The sequence below is a fragment of the Acinetobacter calcoaceticus genome (genome assembly GCF_016508255.1).
Taxonomy (GTDB): Bacteria; Pseudomonadota; Gammaproteobacteria; order Pseudomonadales; family Moraxellaceae; genus Acinetobacter; species Acinetobacter calcoaceticus_E.
This window is the reverse complement of the sequence record NZ_JADVKT010000005.1, coordinates 173,921-188,161: the sequence shown is the minus strand read 5'-3', so window position 1 is coordinate 188,161 and position 14,241 is coordinate 173,921. Positions and strand designations below refer to the sequence as shown.

Sequence of the window (14,241 nt, the reverse complement as noted above, 5' to 3'; positions counted from 1 at the left end):
AAGTTATGACTAACTTAATCCAATAACAGCAACAATCGCAGCACAAGCACCTACAATTTTTTTGCCATATGGCACATATCGTGTAAGCGCAGCACCCAATGCTAATCCACCGCAATAAATTAAAGACATAGCTGTGACCATGCCTATTACCAATGACACGATATGTCCTGCATGTGCTAATTCAACACCATGCGCCATGCCATGAAAGCTTGCAAGCAAAGCAGCAGCGATAGGTAAAATCCGATTTGATTTTGTCCATAGTGCAATTGCTGTAACAACTAAAGAAGCAATAATCCCATATTCAGCAACATTTGCAGGTACCAAACCTTGAGCACCTATTAAAAAACCTACAATTAGGGTGACACTCAAAGTAACCACACCCGCAATTTTCCATTGTTTCGCTGCTGACCAGAGTAAAACACCGAAAGCCAAGGCCATCACTAAATGATCTAAACCCGTAAATGGATGAATAAAACCCGCCATAAAACCCGAATGTTCATGGTCATGTCCCGGGTGTGCCATGACAAGTGTAGGTAACAATGCAAGGAGCCCTATGCCCCATTTTTTAATGAAGTCCATAATCTCTCCTTAAGCTTTGAATAGCCCTTGTTTCTCGATAAATTGAATAATTTCTTCAAGCCCATCTTGCGTTTTCATATTTGAAAATAAGAATGGCTTTTCTCCGCGCATGCGTTTCGCATCTTGATCCATAACATCAAGATTTGCACCCACCATTGGTGCAAGGTCAGTTTTATTAATAATGAGTAAATCTGACTTGGTAATACCCGGTCCGCCTTTACGAGGAATCTTTTCACCACCAGCGACATCAATCACATATAAAGTTAAATCAGAAAGCTCTGGACTGAATGTTGCTGCTAAATTATCGCCACCGCTTTCAATAATAATAAGTTCTAGTCCTTCAAACTTTTCACACAAATCATCAATTGCAGCCAAATTAATCGAAGCATCTTCACGAATTGCTGTATGTGGACAGCCACCTGTTTCCACCCCTACAATTCGGTCTGGTGACATCGCTTCGTTACGTGTTAAAAAGTTTGAATCTTCTTTGGTATAAATATCGTTCGTTACCACAGCCATGTTGTATTTATTACGCAAGGCTAAACATAAATTAAGTGTAAGCGCAGTTTTACCCGAACCTACTGGTCCGCCAATTCCAACTCGTAATGGACTACGTTCTGTCATGATTTTTATCCTTTTTTCCTAAACTTAAGATCTGAATAACCGTGAATATTGTGTTTCGTGTTTCATGCTCAACATGGCATAACGAGGTAAAGCACTACTTAATTGTTCATCAGCAAGTTGCAAAGCGTTCTCCACCGCCTGTGGTACTAGCCCATGCAAATGCCATAAAATTCTTTGTCCAGCCATTTGCCCTAAAGGTACAGTTTTTACTGCTGCTAAGATCTGATTTTCTAAAACCGTAAATGTATAGGCTGTAAGCACATCAACGTCTTTAAGCTCTAATCGTCCACAGAGCTGTGCATAGACAGGCACAAAACCAAATTGTTTTTTAACCTCAACAGGGTTTTTTAAAACATCTCTAATCCACGCATTTAAAGAAAATGCCAGCTGCTGAGATTCAGCTAAAAGCTCTTTGCTTTCTCGACTTGCTCTATATAAATTTGCCCAAACTAAAAACTCATCTGAATCATCATAATACTGCATCAAACGCTTTAATACGGGTAGCTCAAACCTCACCAACAACATCTCAAGCACTTCTTCGAAATAAGCAATTGCTGACGTTTCATCGTGTATTAAGCCAATATCAATGGCTGTTTCGACACCTTGTGAATAACAATATGCTCCAACTGGCAAAGCTGTAGAAGACAGTGTCAGTAGTTGCAATAATTGCGCTGCATTATGCGTGGACATGGTGCAAAGCTTTAATTGGGCTTAAGCGATGGTCATGACTATGCTGCGCATAAGCACCGCTTTCGGGTTCAAACGGATGATCAGTTTCTGAGACTTTAAGCCCTAGCCCCTCTACCATTTCTGCAAGTACATGATCAGGCTCAAAATATAAAGCTGTAGGAGTCAACATTAATGGCACATGTCGGTTACCTAAGTGATAGGCGGCTTTAAGCAAATCAAAGTCGGTGGTCGCAACAACCTGCATTAAACGTTCAGGTTTAGCATCAACTCGTAATATTTCGCCCTGTTGCGTTGCAATATATGAGCCACTACGCAAAACACCAGTACGTGGCAAATCAGCGCCAATATCTATACCGCTAGATAAAGTTGCCCGAAATCGTGATTTTTGGCGTGTATCAAAAGTTAGTTCAACCGTTTCAAATGATTGATCAGGAGAAATATGTTCAAGACGTTGGGTATAGATTTTCATTTAGTTTCTCTCTCCTTATTTATTTCTTTCATATCTAAATTAATGAGGTAAATCACCTCTATAAAACTCATTAAAACAAGAAATAACGCTGTGCCATCGGCAATACTTCAGCAGGTTCACATGTTAATAACTCACCATCTGCCCTCACCTCATAAGTCTCAGGGTGAACCTGCATGACAGGACAATATGTGTTGTGTTTCATATCAGCTTTGCTAATGGCGCGGGTGTTTTTACACGGACTAATTAACTTTTTAAGGTTTAATTTTTCAGCGACATTTTCATCAATCGCTGCTTGAGATAAAAAGGTAATGCATGTGTTGTGCACGCCACGTGGAGAGGCACCAAACATTGGGCGGTAATGTACGGGTTGAGGCGTCGGAATTGAGGCATTAATGTCACCCATCGGTGCCGCTGCAATCATGCCACCTTTAATAATCATGGAAGGTTTTACCCCAAAAAAAGCAGGCTTCCATAACACTAAATCAGCAAGCTTCCCAACTTCAACTGAACCAATTTCATGACTTAAACCGTGTGTAATTGCTGGGTTAATCGTATATTTGGCAATGTAGCGTTTAACCCGATTATTATCATGAAACTCGTTATCACCTTCTAAAGGACCACGTTGAATTTTCATTTTGTGGGCAGTTTGCCAAGTCCGTAAAATCACTTCACCCACACGGCCCATAGCCTGAGAGTCAGAGGACATCATGGCAATGGCACCTAAATCTTGCAAAATATCTTCAGCAGCAATGGTTTCACGGCGAATACGACTTTCTGCAAAAGCAATATCTTCAGCAATTGCTGGGTCTAAATGATGGCAAACCATGAGCATATCTAAATGCTCATCAATGGTATTAATGGTATAAGGCCGCGTTGGATTGGTAGAAGACGGCAATACGTTACTTTGTCCAATTGCTTTTAAAATGTCGGGGGCATGTCCACCACCTGCACCTTCGGTATGGTAAGTATGGATAGTTCGATTTTTAAATGCGGCTAAAGTTTCTTCTAAAAAACCGCTTTCATTTAACGTATCTGTATGAATAGCAACCTGCACATCATACTCATCAGCAACGCTTAAGCAGTTATCAATGGCAGCAGGTGTTGAACCCCAGTCTTCATGCAGTTTTAACCCGATTACCCCAGACTTAATCTGTTCACGAATTGGATCTGGCAAACTCAAATTACCTTTACCTAACAGACCAATATTCATAGGCAAATCATCAATGGCCTGCAACATGGTAGCAATATGCCAAGGTCCCGGAGTCACTGTAGTTGCAGAGGTTCCAGCGGCAGGTCCTGTACCACCACCAACCATAGTGGTTGTACCAGACATAAGTGCGGTTTCAACTTGTTGAGGGCAAATCCAATGAATATGGGTATCAATACCACCCGCTGTTAAAATTTGTCCTTCACCAGCAATAACTTCTGTTGCAGCACCCAAAGGAATCGTAATATCCGGTTGAATATCGGGGTTTCCAGCTTTTCCTATTTTCCAGATCCGACCATTTTTTAAGCCTACATCAGCTTTTACAATGCCCCACCAATCGACAATGAGAGCATTGGTAATAACTGTGTCTGCGACCTCATCTGCCAGAAGCTGAGACTGCCCCATACCATCACGGATGACTTTTCCACCACCAAATTTAACTTCTTCGCCATATGTCGTTAAGTCTTGCTCAACCTCAATAAAGAGCTCGGTATCTGCCAATCGAACACGATCACCTACCGTAGGACCAAACATTTCAGCATACGCACGACGTGACATTTTCATAATTTTTACTCGTATCTCTCATTATCGTTGTTATGTTTAATCCAACTTACCCATGACACGGCCTGCAAAGCCATACACTTCTCGTTTACCAGCCAAACTGACAAGTTCTACTTCACGACTTTGTCCCGGTTCAAAACGAATTGCAGTGCCAGCAGCAATATTTAATCGATAGCCTTTAGCCATTTCACGGTCAAACTGCAATGCATCGTTTGCCTCATAAAAATGAAAATGTGAACCTACTTGAATAGGCCGATCACCAATATTGGCAACGATAACTTTTAAAGTTTGTCGTCCAACATTGAGTTCAATATCCGCATCCGGAGTAATGATTTCACCAGGGATCATAAATGCTCCTTTATACGATTGGCTGATGAACAGTAACTAACTTAGAACCATCTGGAAAAGTCGCTTCAACCTGAACCTCTGCAATCATTTCCGGCACGCCATCCATCACCTCTTCACGCTTTAATAAAGTTGTGCCGTAATGCATTAAATCACTGACCGTCATGCCATCTCGTGCACCTTCAAGCAATGCAGCAGAAATAAAGGCAATCGCTTCTGGATAATTTAGCTTTAAGCCACGAGCCTTACGCCGCTCGGCAACTAATCCTGCGGTAAAAATAAGTAATTTATCTTTTTCTGTTGGATTGAGTTCCATATCTCTTCCCCAAATTGCATCTATATTTATTAAGCAAAATGCATGCTCAAAAGCAGCATACGTGTTTTAATTGTTTTTTAAATACGCAATTTAACGTAATTTAAGTTTTCCATATTCTTGGGAATTCTTCATCTAAATCAAACCAATAACGGCGTAATTTAGCTCGAATCGCTGCAAAAGCATCATGACAACGTCGAACATCATTTCCTAAGAACCGAGCACAGACCACATCCTCCAATAAGGTTAATGTCACAGGTGCTTCCATACGCATCATTAACTCCCGCATGAGTTCCAACTGTTGTTCCAAATAAAGTGAGGAACGATATTTTTCTGGAGCCACCGCCCACAAACTTCCCATAACAGCTTGATTATTCATACCTAAACATGATTTAAGCCAGCGATCTTGTCCTTCAAAATGTAGAGTATCTGCAACAAGTAATTTATTTTCACGCCACAATTTAAACTGGTTGTGATAGCTTCCCTGAACAAATTGCTCAGCACGTGCTTGTCGGCCTAATACCAACATATCCCACCCAATAAAACTTGCAGCATCATCAAGATGGATATGAGTTTCCGAATATGCAAAAGCCCCATCAAACAGCATCGTTTCTTGCGGAACCCACTCTAAAATAGACTGATCCCTCACATTAAGATGAATATGTTGAAACGCTTGTTTTCCATTAGTTTTATACCATTTCCCCGCTCCTGGAGTAGTCACTACCGCATGGGCTTGATCTTCCGTTTCAATCTGAAAAGTAAGATGATCTCCACCAGCAATTCCTGCTGGAGGATGCACAATAATGGCATGGCAAACACTGGTCTTTTCAGGCCAGAGCATTTTTTGCACCCGAACAGGGCCATAATGCTTTCTATGATCCATTATGGTGCGTGAATTTTTAAAACAAAACCCAAGTTCTAATCGCGCATACCAAAATGGTGCTGAAAGGTTAGTTGAAAATGGTTGTACCTGATTCATTCTGGATCATTGGTTCAAAATAAAGGCTTAAATTAATAAGCAAAATACGCACCAAATATGAAAAATAAGTAAATGACAAAAATAGATACAATTTTTCTATTTCAATGAGTTAAAAAATCATCAATGTCTAACATAAAACCACAGCAACTTATGGAATTGTTTATACAATAGCGCCCATCGTTGCTTCCATACCTGCTCTCCATGAAACTCTTTTTCGTGTTAACGCCACTTGTCTTTTTAACGGGGTGTATTTTTGGCCAATCTAGCGAGGTCAAACGTGCAGAAAAAATTCTCCATAATTTTGAATGTAAAAATGTTGAGACAAGCGAGATGGCAACAAGCTCAATTAACTCTTACTACCAGCAATCTTTAGCAGTAAGTAAAGAAAAAGCAACTTCATATGTAGAAAGTTATAAGAATGGTGAAGAGTTATTCGACATGCCTTTAGATGAGGTTTTAAAGCAGCAGTACCAACTTTATAAATCAGCTTGTGACTCATTAGGCGGTGTTTCTTCTCAGTCGTAACTTATAGGGTATTTATTAAATCTTTTTAGTGAATACCTACTTTTATTTTCTTTTTAAGAATATTCAAAATTTACTCACTTTACCTTTTGTTAAAATTAAATTACATACTTAAACTTTTATTAAGCTCTCATATTTCATAGCCTGTTTATTGGTTTTTTATTTATTTTCCGAGGTTTAGATCATCATGAAAAAAACATTATTATCAGTTGCACTTGTAAGTGTCCTTCTTGTTGCTTGTAGCAAAAACGAAAATAAAGCAGATACGACGACACACGCTTCTGCTCCTGCCCAAACTACAGAAACGACTAACAATGCTGTAGATACTGCACACACCGCAGAAAACTCATTAGATTGGGATGGTACATATAAAGGTACACTTCCGTGTGCAGACTGTGAAGGTATTAAAACTGAATTAGAACTTAAAGATGGTAAAAAATATGAATTAACAGAGACCTACGTTGGTAAGGGTGATAAAAAGCCATTTAAAACACATGGCACATTTACTTTTGACAAAGACAATACTTCAGTCATTACCTTAGATGACAAAGGTCAAAACCGTAAATTCTTTATTGGTGAAAATACGGCAACAGCTTTAGATATGGAAGGCAAGAAAATTGAAGGCTCTTTAGCTGAACATTATGTTTTGAAAAAATAATTTTATTTAATTATAAAAAAACCCGCTCATGTGAGCGGGTTTTTTATGAATCAATTCTTAGTGAGCTGCGAATTGGTTCATTGTGTTTTTAGCATCGTCATGTGCTTTAAGAGCGTTATCACCAGAGAAGATTTCTTTGTGATCATCACCGATGTCAGAACCAGCCATTGCTTGGTGTTTAACACAAGCGATACCACCGCGGATTTCTTTACGTTGTACGCCAGCAACATAAGCCAACATACCTTCAGAACCGAAGTAACCTTGTGCAAGCTCATGTGTAGAAAGAGCAGCAGTGTGGTAAGTCGGAAGTGTGATCAAGTGATGGAACACACCCGCTTCACGAGAAGCATCAGCTTGGAATGTACGGATTTTATCATCAGCATCAGCAGCTAAATCAGTATTATCATATTCAGCGCTCATTAATTTAGCACGGTCATATGCAGAAACGTCTTTACCTTCAGCAACCCAACGATCGTAAGCTTGTTGACGGAAGTTTAAAGTCCAGTTGAATGATGGGCTGTTGTTATAAACAAGCTTAGCATTTGGAACAACTTCTTTAACACGGTTAACCATGTGTGCGATTTCTTCTACGTTTGGAGTCGCAGTTTCGATCCAAAGAAGGTCAGCACCATTTTGAAGGCTAGATACACAGTCAAGTACAACACGGTCAATTTGAGTGTCAGCACGGAACTGATATAAACCAGAAGCCAAACGCTTAGGACGGTGTAATTTACCATTACGTTTAATCAAGATTTCGTCTTCTTGAGCATCAGCAATGTCAATTTCAACAGTGTCTAAGAAACCGATGTATTGAGAAGCAATGTCACCTGGCTCTTTAACCACTGGGATTTTTTGAGTCAAGTCAGCGCCTTCAGAGTCAGTACGCGCAACGATGATACCGTCATCAAGACCCATTTCTAAGAATGCATAACGTAATGCATGGATTTTAGAGATGAAATCTTCATGTGGAACAGTTACTTTACCAGCTTGGTGACCACATTGTTTAGCATCAGATACTTGGTTTTCGATTTGAAGCGCACAAGCACCAGCTTCGATCATTTTACGGGCAAGTAAGTAAGTCGCTTCTTCGTTACCAAAACCAGCATCGATGTCAGCAATAATTGGCACGATGTGAGTTTGGAAACCGTCGATTTGAGCAGTGATTTCAGCAGCTTTAGCAGTATCACCCGCTTCGTTTGCTTTTTTAAGCGCACGGAATAAATCGTTTAATTCTTTTGCATCAGCTTGACGTAAGAAAGTGTAGATTTCTTCGATCAATGCAGGTACTGAAGTTTTTTCGTGCATAGATTGGTCAGGAAGTGGACCAAACTCAGAACGAAGAGCAGCAACCATCCAACCAGAAAGGTAGATATAGCGACGTTCAGTCGTACCGAAGTATTTTTTGTTCGCAATCATTTTTTGTTGTGCGATAAAACCGTGCCAGCAACCTAATGATTGAGTATATTTGCTAGAGTCAGCATCATAAGCAGCCATATCACGACGCATAATCGCAGCTGTATATTTAGCAATATCTAAACCAGTTTTGAATTGGTTTTGCATTTGCATACGTGCAGCATCTTCTGGGCTAATATCGCGCCAAGTGCTACCGAATTTTGCTTTTAGTTCGCGGATTGCATCAATCGCTGTTTGATATGTAGTCATGATATTGTCCTGTATTCATTTTAGGATTTCATCGATTGAAGCCTAGAGTCATGTACTTAAATTTCTTATGACACCAGCTGCTTCGTCATGAACACAGCTTAGACTTAGCCAATCAATTAATCCAATATCCTTTATTAATCTTCAGTATTTATTTAAAAAATGTACTGATAACTCGATATTATAGATAAAACTAAAAATACTAATACCTTGTTTATAAAACTAAAATTACACTAAAGAAGTATAGGATTTTATTCTAAAAACTTAGTAAGTCTTATTTTTATACGATTTTTGAAGTTTTTCCACTCATTTTTAATATTAAAAGTCAATTGTAAATTAGGCTATTTTTGCCAATGAAAAAAGTCAATTTCCATGCTAGAAAGTACTAAGTTATATATAAATATATTCTATTTGTCATCTTCATACTTAAAAATGCAGTAAAGACAACAAATTCGAGCCTTTGAAGTGCTTTTCACCCCTACTTAATTCCTACAAAAAATGTCGTTTTTCTCATCATTTTTTCACACAATAGTTATTAGATATGGCATAATTTGAAACAATTTCAGGGTTTTATTTTCGGTATTTTTTTTATGAATCTGGAGCGAGTAGATCTTAATCTATTAATATATCTTGATGTACTTCTTCGTGAAAAAAATGTTACACGCGCAGCCGAACAACTTGGTGTAACTCAGCCTGCAATGAGTAATATTTTACGTCGCTTACGTAATTTATTTAATGACCCTCTTCTTATCCGTTCTTCTGAAGGGATGACGCCGACAGAACGCGCTCTAGAATTACAACCTCGTATTCGTGATGCGCTTGCTGATCTCTCCATGATTTTGGAACCCCGTACCGAATTCCGCCCTTATACAAGTAATCGCGTTTTCCGCATTATGACATCTGACTATGCCGAGGCAACTTTAGTTCCCCGTCTTGTCAAAGCTCTGCGCTCTGAAGCTCCAAATGTTGTTCTTGATTTTCTTACACCAAGTGATGTGTCTTATCGAGACATGGAACAAGGTAAAGTTGATCTCGCAATTAATAGATTTAATGAAATACCACAAAGCTTCCATCAGGTTTTAGTTTGGCGTGATAGCTTCAGCTGTATTCTTAACGACAAACACCCTGCTGTAACCCATTTAAATTTAAAAAGCTATTTAGATGCACAGCATATCTGGGTTTCTAAAACAGGTATGGGTGTAGGTTTTGGTGTAAACCCCGATAAGCAAGGTGGTTTAGGTTGGATTGATCAGGCATTAGAACGTATTGGTCAGCGTCGTAAAATTTCTGTCTTTACTCGCCACTACCAAATGCCAGCATTACTCGCTCAAAACGTAGACCTGATTGCCACACTACCAACACGGATGGCGCGCCTACAAACACAAAATCCTAAATTGGTTATAAAGGATCCTCCTTTTTATATTCCAGAGTTCGAGCTTAAAATGGCTTGGTGTCCATTGTTACATCACCACCCTGCTCATCGCTGGCTGCGCCAACTTATCTTATTTGTTGCTCGTCAAATGATTGAAGAGGAAAATCGTGAATTTTTAACCAACAATTCACAATTTTCTCACTATTAAATAAATTTTAATTTAATTGTCGATTTCAGACATTATCTTCAAGCGCTGAGCAATCAATCTGATTACCTCAGCGCTTTTTTGTGTTAAAACATAGTCATAATAATGATGAACCTCGGGTGATTTGTGAGTCTCTTTCAAAATATCATTATCATCGTACTGCTCATCATCGGAGCAGGCTTTTTATCTTTAACTGAAATTGCACTCGCTGGTGCCAGAAAAGTTAAGCTAAAAATTCTAGCTGAAGCTGGTGAAGAACGCGCGCAACAAGTACTAGATTTACAAGAACAATCTGCTGACTTTTTTGCAGCCTCTCAAATTGGCCTAAATGCCGTTGCGATTTTAGGCGGTATTTTGGGTGAAGCTGCTTTTCGTCCTTATTTTGTCAATTTAGTTGACCGTTTCTACGCAGGCCCTTGGACGCAAACGATTGGTTTTGCCCTCTCCTTTACTTTAGTGACATCACTCTTTATTTTATTTGCCGATCTTATGCCAAAACGCTTGGCGATGATTGCCCCTGAAAAAATTGCAATAAGTGTTATTAATCCAATTCAGGTTTTCATTAAGATTTGTAAACCTTTAGCTTGGGGAATTAACGCAATTGCAAACCTGCTATTCCGTTTATTTAAAGTGAATACAACGCGAGAAGACAACATTACTTTTGATGATATTTCAGCCGTAATGGATGCGGGTGCTCAAGCAGGCGTACTGCAAAAACAAGAACATCACTTTATCGAGAATGTTTTTGAATTAGAAGAACGCAATGTACCATCCAGCATGACAACACGTGAAAACGTTGTTTATTTCACTTTAAATGAACATGAAGATAGCATTCGTCAAAAACTAGCCGAATATCCTTACTCAAAGTTTTTAGTATGTAATGAAAATATCGATCAAGTCATTGGTTACGTCGATGCCAAAGACTTTCTTGTTCGTATTTTAAACAACCAATCTCCAACCCAATTGAATGAAACCACCATTCGTACTGTTCTAATGATTCCCGATACCTTAACCCTATCGGAATTACTTGATCGCTTCCGCTCTACAAAAGAAAAGTTTGCGGTTGTTATAAATGAATATGCGCTTGTCGTGGGCGTTATTACTTTAAGCGATATTATGATTACGGTTATGGGCGACTGGGTAACTCCAATTGAGGAAGATCAGCAAATCATTAAACGTGATAATAACTCGTGGTTAATTGATGGCAGCACACCCATTGACGACCTAAGACACGCACTTGAAATTGATGAAATGCCCGATGAAGAAAATTATGAAACATTAGCGGGCTTTATGATGTATCGCCTACGCAAAATTCCACGCCCAGCAGATTTTGTGGAATTCGGTGGATACAAGTTTGAAGTAGTCGATGTCGATCATTTTAAAATTGACCAACTTCTTGTAACACGAATTTTAGAACAAACTGAAGTACATTCATCAATTGATGAAAACTGATTTATATTGACTTTAATACCCCACAATTTTATGTGGGGTATTTTTAATCTAAATAAATTTTTCAAATATATGTAATAATTATTTTAGATTCATCAATTCAATTTGATCTTTTAATCTAAAAGCAATATTATTTAGCTAACCCTTAAATTAAATCTTAAATACTGAAAAATATTAGAATAATCAATCTACCTCAATTAACACATAGTGATTAACACCCATTTACATTGTTATTAACCTTATGTAATTTAGCTCAAAGTAAGTCTTTAAATGGTTCTTCTTCTCATTTCAATCATCAAATTAGGTATAATTAAAAAAAATATCATATAATTTTTATTTTTATAAAACCTTTATACCCAATCACAATGAATCACATTTATTATATGCTTACTATAACCCTAATATATATGTTCAGTATTTCGCCTAAATATACCTCTCTAAATGAATATATATTAACCAAATAAACTAAATATATTATTTGTCTTTTTAATAAAAATTAATAAGAATAACCAAAGTCAGAGTTTTGAATAAACCTGTTCAGTAAAACTATAGGCAAAGGATTGATTGTATGCTGACATTACTTGGTGTTGGCATGATTTTGTGCTTCATGTACTTAATCATGTCCAAACGTTTAAGCCCTATTATTGCTTTAATTCTCATCCCATTTATTTTTTCTCTTATTGCTTGGGGCCTAGGTCACTACTTTGAAAGTTTAAGTCATATTGAACTTAAAGGTCTCAGTGAGATGATGCTAGAGGGCATCAAAAAATTAGCGCCAACTGGCGTAATGCTTTTATTCGCAATTTTATATTTTGCCTTAATGATCGATGCAGGTCTTTTCGATCCACCAGTTAAATGGATTTTAAAAAAGGTTAAAGGTGATCCTTTAAAAATCACGCTAGGAACCGTGTTCTTAACCACAATGGTTTCTTTAGATGGCGATGGTTCAACAACTTATATGATTTGTGTGGCTGCAATGTTGCCACTTTATCAACGCTTAGGAATGAATACACTCATCATGACTGCTCTTATGCTGTTATGTAGTGGTGTAATGAACTTAACGCCATGGGGTGGTCCTACAGCTCGTGCTGCAAGTGCCCTGCAAATTGACCCAAGCCACATTTTCGTACCAATGATTCTTCCTATGGTCATTAGTATTGGTTGGTTATTCTTCTTGGCGTATTTATATGGCCGTTATGAGCAAAAACGCTTAGGCGTTATTGAGCTTGAAAGTCACCATGGTGACAATATTACCGTGTCGAAAGATCCTGAAGCGACTCGCCCACATTTACGTAAAGTAAATATGGTGCTTACAATCATTCTTATGATTGCTTTGATCAAAGGCATTTTGCCTATGTCTGTGTTGTTCATGATAGCGTTCTGTATCGCAATGCTCATTAACTACCCTGATGTTGATATGCAGAAAAAGCGTATTGCAATGCACGCAGATAGTGTACTAGCTGTTGTAGGCTTGATTTTCGCAGCGGGTATTTTCACAGGTATTTTATCTGGCACAGGGATGGTTGAGGCGATGTCTAAAGAGTTCGTCGCAATGATTCCTCCAAGTATGGGTCCATATCTTGCACCAATCACAGCTTTAGTGAGTATGCCTTTGACATTCTTTATGTCAAATGATGCGTTCTTCTATGGTGTTTTACCTATTCTTGCTGAAGCTGCTTCACATTATGGCATTAGCGCTGAAGCGATTGCTCGTGCATCGATTGTAGGTCAACCTGTACACTTGTTATCACCTCTTGTTCCTTCAACATACTTACTATGTGGTCTTGCTAAAGTCGATTTTGCAGACCACCAAAAGTTCACTTTTAAGTGGGCATTTATTACTTGTATGGTGTTGATGGGTACAGCTTTAGTGATTGGTGTTTTCCCACTTTTTAGTATGATCTAACTACATTCTGCTATAAAAAAATAAAAGCCCCAATCGGGGCTTTTATTTTTTTATTTATTCACATACTCAATCATGGCGTCTAAGAACGCATGAAAGTGCAAGGTAATATCTTCTTCTAAAATTTTATAGGCATTATCAAATTGCACCATTGGAAAGCCTTCTTTCCAAAATGGGAAAATATTATGCAAATCATGTGTAACTATTGCATCTTCCCGAACAATTGCTTGTGAAATTTGTGCCAGAACTTGTGCTGTTTCTGCACCATCAATAGCAAGATAATCAATACCACGCGCTTTTAAAATACGAATTCGATCTTTTTTATAGCGAATTTTTTTAGCTTGACCTGCATTTAAACCTAGTGCAAGAGTAACTGCCTCTACAAACTTCTCTTCAAAATTTGTATTTAGTTCGACCAAAGCCTGTTTATGTGCTTCCTGACGTCCTGCTTTCCCCCCGTTACGGATGATCTCATTTGCTTCCGTATCTAGCTTATCTTTTTTCATCGACTGTAAAATGTCTAAAATTTCGATATCGCTTAAAGATTCAGGAGATTGCTCAAACATAGGAGTCCTTATACATACAACTAAAGGCATATTCTCTCATAAAAGCGATACTAAAGCAGAGTAAAATTTTAAATAGCCTATTTATCTTGACTATTTTTATAGTCCTAACTTCAGAGACTACACTTATAAAATCCGATAAT

At 38.3% G+C, this 14,241-nt stretch carries 15 protein-coding genes; 5 read left to right on the top strand and 10 right to left on the bottom strand.

Annotation, left to right across the window (positions count from 1 at the left end; all coding sequences use genetic code 11):
* Positions 1-9: 9 nt before the first annotated feature.
* The 8 genes from I5515_RS11910 to I5515_RS11875 form a co-directional block, all read right to left on the bottom strand.
* A complete protein-coding gene (locus tag I5515_RS11910) occupies positions 10-579 on the bottom strand; it encodes a HupE/UreJ family protein (protein WP_199967108.1) in 570 nt (189 codons plus the stop codon).
* Positions 580-588: 9 nt separating this feature from the next.
* Positions 589-1,203 (bottom strand): urease accessory protein UreG, encoded by a 615-nt coding sequence (gene ureG, locus I5515_RS11905; protein ID WP_002117800.1) that lies wholly within the window; start codon positions 1,201-1,203, stop codon positions 589-591.
* Between the two features lie 24 nt (positions 1,204-1,227).
* Positions 1,228-1,893 carry an urease accessory protein UreF gene (locus tag I5515_RS11900; RefSeq protein ID WP_199967106.1) on the bottom strand — a complete coding sequence of 222 codons (666 nt, stop codon included), beginning with the start codon at positions 1,891-1,893 and terminating at the stop codon, positions 1,228-1,230.
* Positions 1,880-2,362, bottom strand: a complete 483-nt coding sequence (gene ureE / locus I5515_RS11895) for an urease accessory protein UreE (RefSeq protein WP_199967104.1) — start codon at positions 2,360-2,362, stop codon at positions 1,880-1,882. Before ureE ends, I5515_RS11900 begins: the two co-directional genes overlap by 14 nt.
* A 70-nt stretch (positions 2,363-2,432) precedes the next feature.
* Positions 2,433-4,133, bottom strand: coding sequence for an urease subunit alpha (gene ureC / locus I5515_RS11890; protein WP_199967102.1), 1,701 nt, complete (start codon positions 4,131-4,133; stop codon positions 2,433-2,435).
* 36 nt (positions 4,134-4,169) lie between these two features.
* Positions 4,170-4,478 (bottom strand): urease subunit beta, encoded by a 309-nt coding sequence (locus I5515_RS11885; RefSeq protein ID WP_199967099.1) that lies wholly within the window; start codon positions 4,476-4,478, stop codon positions 4,170-4,172.
* Positions 4,479-4,488: 10 nt separating this feature from the next.
* On the bottom strand, positions 4,489-4,791 hold the full coding sequence (ureA, locus tag I5515_RS11880) for an urease subunit gamma (protein ID WP_151963421.1): 303 nt from the start codon (positions 4,789-4,791) through the stop codon (positions 4,489-4,491).
* 100 nt (positions 4,792-4,891) lie between these two features.
* Positions 4,892-5,767 (bottom strand): urease accessory protein UreD, encoded by an 876-nt coding sequence (locus I5515_RS11875; protein ID WP_199967087.1) that lies wholly within the window; start codon positions 5,765-5,767, stop codon positions 4,892-4,894.
* Positions 5,768-5,968: 201 nt separating this feature from the next.
* On the opposite strand from I5515_RS11875, the gene I5515_RS11870 reads away from it, so the two are divergent.
* Both I5515_RS11870 and I5515_RS11865 read left to right on the top strand, forming a co-directional pair.
* Entirely contained in the window at positions 5,969-6,292 is a 324-nt protein-coding gene (locus I5515_RS11870; RefSeq protein WP_199967085.1) for a hypothetical protein, read from the top strand.
* A 184-nt stretch (positions 6,293-6,476) separates the two neighbouring features.
* The gene (locus tag I5515_RS11865; RefSeq protein WP_199967083.1) at positions 6,477-6,947 is read left to right on the top strand and encodes a copper resistance protein NlpE; all 471 of its coding nucleotides are present in this window, start codon (positions 6,477-6,479) and stop codon (positions 6,945-6,947) included.
* 57 nt (positions 6,948-7,004) lie between these two features.
* Here the strand turns inward: I5515_RS11865 and I5515_RS11860 are convergent, their stop codons facing one another.
* Complete coding sequence (locus I5515_RS11860; RefSeq protein WP_199967081.1) at positions 7,005-8,609, bottom strand: isocitrate lyase; 1,605 nt, start codon at positions 8,607-8,609, stop codon at positions 7,005-7,007.
* A gap of 587 nt (positions 8,610-9,196) precedes the next feature.
* Between I5515_RS11860 and I5515_RS11855 the strand changes: the two genes are divergently transcribed.
* The 3 genes from I5515_RS11855 (at position 9,197) to I5515_RS11845 (ending at position 13,538) form a co-directional block, all read left to right on the top strand.
* Positions 9,197-10,186, top strand: coding sequence for a LysR family transcriptional regulator (locus tag I5515_RS11855; protein ID WP_003653025.1), 990 nt, complete (start codon positions 9,197-9,199; stop codon positions 10,184-10,186).
* A 123-nt stretch (positions 10,187-10,309) separates the two neighbouring features.
* On the top strand, positions 10,310-11,635 hold the full coding sequence (locus tag I5515_RS11850) for a hemolysin family protein (protein WP_199967079.1): 1,326 nt from the start codon (positions 10,310-10,312) through the stop codon (positions 11,633-11,635).
* A 565-nt stretch (positions 11,636-12,200) separates the two neighbouring features.
* Positions 12,201-13,538 (top strand): CitMHS family transporter, encoded by a 1,338-nt coding sequence (locus I5515_RS11845; protein ID WP_199967070.1) that lies wholly within the window; start codon positions 12,201-12,203, stop codon positions 13,536-13,538.
* Between the two features lie 50 nt (positions 13,539-13,588).
* Here I5515_RS11845 and I5515_RS11840 read toward each other — a convergent pair whose 3' ends face one another.
* Complete coding sequence (locus I5515_RS11840; protein ID WP_199967068.1) at positions 13,589-14,101, bottom strand: hypothetical protein; 513 nt, start codon at positions 14,099-14,101, stop codon at positions 13,589-13,591.
* Between the last annotated feature and the right edge of the window lie 140 nt (positions 14,102-14,241).